Source organism: uncultured Oceanicoccus sp., assembly GCF_963968385.1.
In the GTDB taxonomy this organism is placed as follows: domain Bacteria; phylum Pseudomonadota; class Gammaproteobacteria; order Pseudomonadales; family Dasaniaceae; genus Oceanicoccus.
This window is the reverse complement of sequence record NZ_CAXAHB010000096.1, coordinates 1-5,058: the sequence shown is the minus strand read 5'-3', so window position 1 is coordinate 5,058 and position 5,058 is coordinate 1. Positions and strand designations below refer to the sequence as shown.

The 5,058-nt window shown below is 46.0% G+C and carries 7 protein-coding genes; 6 read left to right on the top strand and 1 reads right to left on the bottom strand.

The features are described 5' to 3' along the window. The 6 genes from AACP44_RS08385 to AACP44_RS08360 form a co-directional block, all read left to right on the top strand. On the top strand, window positions 1-306 hold a 306-nt coding region (locus tag AACP44_RS08385; protein WP_339340076.1), incomplete at its 5' end, for a cob(I)yrinic acid a,c-diamide adenosyltransferase. Continuing rightward, window positions 303-1,139, top strand: coding sequence for an ABC transporter substrate-binding protein (locus AACP44_RS08380; RefSeq protein WP_339340075.1), 837 nt, complete (start codon window positions 303-305; stop codon window positions 1,137-1,139). The genes AACP44_RS08385 and AACP44_RS08380, both read left to right, overlap by 4 nt. After that, window positions 1,136-2,131, top strand: coding sequence for an iron ABC transporter permease (locus tag AACP44_RS08375; RefSeq protein ID WP_339340074.1), 996 nt, complete (start codon window positions 1,136-1,138; stop codon window positions 2,129-2,131). Before AACP44_RS08380 ends, AACP44_RS08375 begins: the two co-directional genes overlap by 4 nt. Beyond that, the gene (locus AACP44_RS08370; RefSeq protein ID WP_339340073.1) at window positions 2,128-2,907 is read left to right on the top strand and encodes an ABC transporter ATP-binding protein; all 780 of its coding nucleotides are present in this window, start codon (window positions 2,128-2,130) and stop codon (window positions 2,905-2,907) included. Before AACP44_RS08375 ends, AACP44_RS08370 begins: the two co-directional genes overlap by 4 nt. Window positions 2,908-2,972: 65 nt before the next feature. Then, window positions 2,973-3,890, top strand: a complete 918-nt coding sequence (locus AACP44_RS08365; RefSeq protein ID WP_339340072.1) for a 2-dehydropantoate 2-reductase — start codon at window positions 2,973-2,975, stop codon at window positions 3,888-3,890. A gap of 60 nt (window positions 3,891-3,950) precedes the next feature. Beyond that, on the top strand, window positions 3,951-4,103 hold the full coding sequence (locus AACP44_RS08360; RefSeq protein WP_339340077.1) for a hypothetical protein: 153 nt from the start codon (window positions 3,951-3,953) through the stop codon (window positions 4,101-4,103). A 122-nt stretch (window positions 4,104-4,225) separates the two neighbouring features. Here AACP44_RS08360 and AACP44_RS08355 read toward each other — a convergent pair whose 3' ends face one another. Beyond that, a complete protein-coding gene (locus AACP44_RS08355) occupies window positions 4,226-4,981 on the bottom strand; it encodes a hypothetical protein (protein WP_339340071.1) in 756 nt (251 codons plus the stop codon). Window positions 4,982-5,058: the final 77 nt, after the last annotated feature.

Genomic DNA, 5,058 nt, shown 5'->3' with positions numbered 1-5,058 from the left:
CAGGATCGCAGCAGTGATATTGCCGCAGCAGAAACAACTTGGCTGCATGTAGAAAAATTATTAGCTGATGATAGCTATCATCTAGTAATTCTTGATGAGCTAACTTATATGCTCGCCTACCAATATCTTGATGAAGAAAAAGTCTTAACGGCTATTCGCAATCGCCCCAAAGAACAGAGCGTTATTGTTACCGGTCGCGGTGGTGGCTCAGGCATTCGCGATATTGCCGATACCGTGTCTGAAATAAAAGATATTAAACACGCTTATCGTGCCGGCATTAAAGCCCGTAAAGGTGTTGATTTGTGAGATCCAGCGCTGCGTTTTTGGCATCGATACTGTTATTACCGGCAACGTTGAGTAGCCACGCTGACAGTCATGCCAAACCGCAACGTATTGTTTCGCTGTCGCTTTGCACCGACCAAATTTTATTGCAGTTAGTTGAAAAAGAACGCATTGCCGCTATTACCTTTCTCGGCATTGATCCGGTTTATTCCTATGAATGGCAAGCCGCACAGGGGATAACAACCCATAGCGGTCTGGCTGAAAGTATTGTGCCGCTAAATCCCGATCTAATTATTGGCTCGACCTATAGCACGGGTAACGCTATACCTATGATGGCGCAACTGGGTTATCCAACCACCACCTTTGACTCACCTACCACCCTTAACGAAGCGGAAACGCTGGCTCGCGATATTGGCAAAGCCGTTGGCGAAAGTGAACGGGCGGAACAATTAATTCAAACCATGAGAGCCGATATTGCCAAGGCCAAGGCTATTGTAGCCAAACTGCCGCCGCAGGTGGCGATTAGCTATGGGCCCAATGGTTATACCGCCGGCAAATTTACCCTCAAAAATGAAATTTTACATGCTGCCGGTTATCGCAATCTCGGCGCAGAACTGGGTATTGATTATTACGGTAATGTCTCGCTTGAGCAGTTGGTGATTTCGAACCCTGATATTGTGGTGATCGATGAAGATATCCCGAATCAAAATTCACTGGCGCAAAGTTTTGTTACCCATCCAGTGCTAGAACGTTTATTAGGTAATAACAATTTGGTCAGTGTACCTACCAGCCATTGGATTTGCCCCGGCCCGCTTGCCAGCAAAGCGATTTTGGCGCTAGCGGAGCAACGCCAATGATAATTCGCCAGCGTTATTTATTGTCACTGCTAACGGGAGCAACGGTGGCTTTATTTTTTGCGGCTCTGCAAACCGGCCCCGCAGATATCAATATAGTGCAGGCCTTTAGTGACCGTATTAATAGCACCCATTCATTACCCGCTATGATCTTGAATGAAATTCGCCTACCACGCGCCATCTTGGCAGTCATGGTGGGTGCCACGCTGGGTTTGGCCGGAGCGGCCATGCAGGGGTTACTGCGCAACCCTCTGGCCGGCCCTGGGTTGGTCGGTGTTTCCAACTGTGCAGCGCTCGGCGCTGTTATCGCACTCTATTTTGGCTGGGGTACTGTGTTTTGGTTTGCTGTACCCGCCGCAGGGATGGTGGGCGCGGCAATTTCGGTAATATTAATTTTTATGATCGGTGGCTATAAAAGCAATGTGATGACACTGTTGCTGGCCGGCGTTGCAGTTAATGCTGTGGCCTCTTCATTAATTTCTCTGGCACTCAACTTTGCACCCAACCCTTATGCCATGTCTGAAATGGTTTATTGGTTGTTGGGTTCATTAGCTAACCGCAGTATGGCCGATGTTCAATTAGCCGCACCCTTTATGATGGTTGGCTGGTTGCTGATTTTAAGTAGCGGTCGTTTTTTAAATGCATTAAGTTTGGGCGAGGAAACCGCACAGTCTTTGGGTTTTCATTTGCCAAGCCAGCGAAGCATTATCGTTATTGGTGTGGCCTTATGTGTTGGCGCCGCTGTTTCTGTTAGCGGCAGTATTGGTTTTGTCGGTTTATTAGTGCCGCATATTTTGCGGCCTTTGGTGGGCTATGAGCCGGGACGGCTGTTAGCGGCCAGTGCCTTCGGTGGTGCGCTAATGGTATTGATTGCTGATATTGCGGTACAAACTATTTCACCGAATCAAGAATTAAAACTGGGCGTGGTTACCGCTCTGGTCGGCGGCCCTTTCTTTCTCTATTTGATTATTAAAACGCGAAATACGCTGATATGAAGCTGCAAGGAAAAAATCTTTCACTGCGCTTTAATGGCAGTGATATTGTTAAAGACGTCAGTATTACCATCAATGCCGGTGATCTTGTTGGGTTGATTGGGCCTAATGGTGCTGGCAAAACATCTTTGTTAAGAATGCTTGCCAATCTCCAGCAGCCGGATAGCGGCCTGATTCAATTAGACAACCATGACCTTAATCATATCGACCGCAAACAACTGGCCCAAACATTGGGTTATCTGGAACAAGGTGCGCCTGCACACTGGCCATTACGGGTAAGACGACTGGTAGAGCTTGGGCGTCTACCTTACTTAAGTCCTTGGCGAAAATTAACCGGCAAAGACAAAGCGATTGTTGATAATGCTATGGATCAGGCAGAAGTGCAGCACTTGTCTAACCGGATTATCAGTACATTATCCGGCGGCGAGCGTTTAAGGGTTTTAATCGCCCGAATGTTTGCCACTCAACCCAATATCATTTTAGCCGATGAACCGATTGCCGCGCTCGACCCCTATCATCAGCTACATACCATGGAATTATTTCGTGAGCACTGTGATCGCGGTGGCAGTGCGGTGGTAGTGATGCATGATTTAAATATGGCGGCACGCTTTTGTGATCGTTTGGTGTTGCTTGATCAAGGCACTGTAGCCTGTGAAGGAAAGGTAGCGCAGGTTTTAACCGAGGCCAATCTCGCCTCGGTTTATAGCATCCATGCCAAGCTGGACCATCAGACAACTAACGGGCTCACCGTAACACCAAGCACCCGCATTCCCCATTAGCGCTATTCAAGCGCAGAAAGTGCTACCATTACATCTTCGACTTTTCTGAATTGCGCCTGTAAACAATGACAAGCTCTACCCCAACAACGATTAGCCGCGAACATCCTTGGTATATTCTTGGGGCAGGAGCGATGGGCTGTTTATGGGCGGCTTATTTAACGTTGGCCGGCTTTCCTGTGGTGTTAATTACCAGGACGCAACGCAACGGCACAGCGATCAATCTCAGCAAAGACAGCCATTTAGAAACGGTAGCTATAGAGCAAGTCACTATCGACGAACTTAAGCGATCAACGATTACTATCAAGCATTTATTAGTCACGACAAAAGCCCAGCAAACGATTGCTGCTTTATCGGATATTAAGCCCCATATTGATCACCATGCCACGCTACTGATGTTACAAAATGGCATGGCCAGCAAAACGATTGCCACCCTATTACCCACCCAACAACTTATTACCGGCATCACTACTGACGGCGCCTATCGTACCGATGAATTATCGGTTGTGCATGCCGGTGCAGGACAAACGCTGGTTGGCGATAACGCCATTATTCAATATCTTCCTAGGCAATATCTCACCATAGCGTTTTGCCAAGATATCGAGGCCAAACAGTGGCAAAAGCTTGCGGTAAATTGCGCAATAAATGCCTTAACAGTTATTTATCAATGCCGTAATGGTGAGTTACTTGATAATAAAGAGGCCATGATACGGATTAAATTATTATGTGATGAAATAACAGCCGTGATGCAAGCATTGGCAGTAGACATCGAGCATAGTCTTTTTCAACAAACAGTCGACACCTTGACCGTCACTGCCAATAATTATTCTTCTATGTATCAAGATTGCCAGCAAAAAAAGACCACTGAAATCGATTTTATTAATGGCTATATCTGCAGTGAGGCTAAGCGCCTAACAATAAGCTGCCCGGAAAATCAGCGCGTATTAGCTGCGATTAAAACCATCGAACAGTCTTATGGCCAATAAAACATTAATGGTACAAGGTACGACCAGTGACGCGGGAAAAAGCGTACTGGTTACCGGACTGTGCCGAGTACTGGCTCGAAAAAGTGGGCGGGTCTGGAGCAGGTAGAGGTGTTTGACTATTCGGCACGACAGGAACAGGAAATTAACCGATTAGCGGATACGCTCGAACAATATATGGATCTGGATAAAACCTTTGCTTGCCTCGGTCACTAGGCCAGCCGCTGTTATCCAAAGTAAAAAGCATCAAAAAACCAAAAATAGGCTCTACAAAAGTGAAGAGCCTTTAAACAAATTTAATGAGACCTTGTTTAAACCATACTAGCTCATCAACAACGTTAGTTTTTACGCTTGATGGCCACCAGACTGATAAGCGCTGAACCAAATAACCACATAGCTGCCGGTACTGGAACGGGCGCAAAATCAACACCGCTTAATTCCATACTATAAAGACCCACATTATCGCCGGGGCTATCCTCATTAAAAAACACGCTGGTTATTGTCGCTCCTGAGGAATAGAACTGGTAAGTATCAAGCGGAACGCCCCATGAATCCGAGTTTGTTGCAAACATATTGCTTGTCGCCAGTGTTTGACTGGAACCATCTGATAACTCGACGGTAATCTGCTCACCACTCCTACTGGTATTATCAAAGACAGAAAAAGAAAAGCCGTAAACATTGCCAGAACTGATAACAAATTCAACATCATCATTTTGATCGGTACTCATCCTACCGATAGACATATAATCTTCCCAATATTTTGTATGATAACCATCGTGATTAACAAAATCTTGGGATTGTGGTGCTTGTACACTGATATCAAACTGTTGACCACCAGCAGCCAGATTATAAGTCAGCGTGTTGCCGACACCTTGATCCGATCCAGGTACCGACGTCACCTCATTAGCCATGGCCATACCACTGGCGGTGAAGGCAATATTGACCGTTTGCAAAGCAGATCCCGGGGTTGAGCCTACTTCGCCGTTAACACCGACAATATTATTGATATCCAATGGTTGATTAACATATAGCGTTGCAGCATTAGCAAGTAACGGAACGGAGAGAGCCATAACGGCTAAGATTTTTTTAATCATGATAAAAGTCCTTTTTTCTTATTTGAAAAATCACCTTACCCGATTGCTATCGCTGAAGATATAGCACAAAAGCATTA